The organism is Nocardia amamiensis (genome assembly GCF_015477605.1).
In the GTDB taxonomy this organism is placed as follows: Bacteria; Actinomycetota; Actinomycetes; order Mycobacteriales; family Mycobacteriaceae; genus Nocardia; species Nocardia amamiensis_A.
In genome coordinates, this window is record NZ_JADLQX010000321.1 from 1 (window position 1) to 256 (window position 256).

The following is a 256-nucleotide window of genomic DNA, read 5'->3' on the forward strand; positions in this document are numbered from 1 at the left end:
CACCAACCGGCTCGCGCAGAGTGTAGGCGTGGAATTCCGCGTCGGGCGCGAACGGCATCGAAACGTTCACCGTCGACCCTTCGATCTTGGTCGCCCAGCCGGCGTAATAGCGGAATACATCCGCCGCCCACTCGGTGTCGACGACCTGCGCGATAGTCGCGGACTTGCCGTTGTCGAGCGATTCCAGCTGACCGAAGATCTCGGCCCGCTCCGACAGCAGATCACCGATCCGCCAGATGAGTCGTTCGCGCTGATT

At 62.9% G+C, this 256-nt stretch carries 1 protein-coding gene; it reads right to left on the bottom strand.

Annotated features, from left to right (window positions below; all coding sequences use genetic code 11):
• On the bottom strand, positions 1–256 hold a 256-nt coding region (locus IU459_RS37975; protein WP_195134358.1), incomplete at both ends, for an aldehyde dehydrogenase family protein.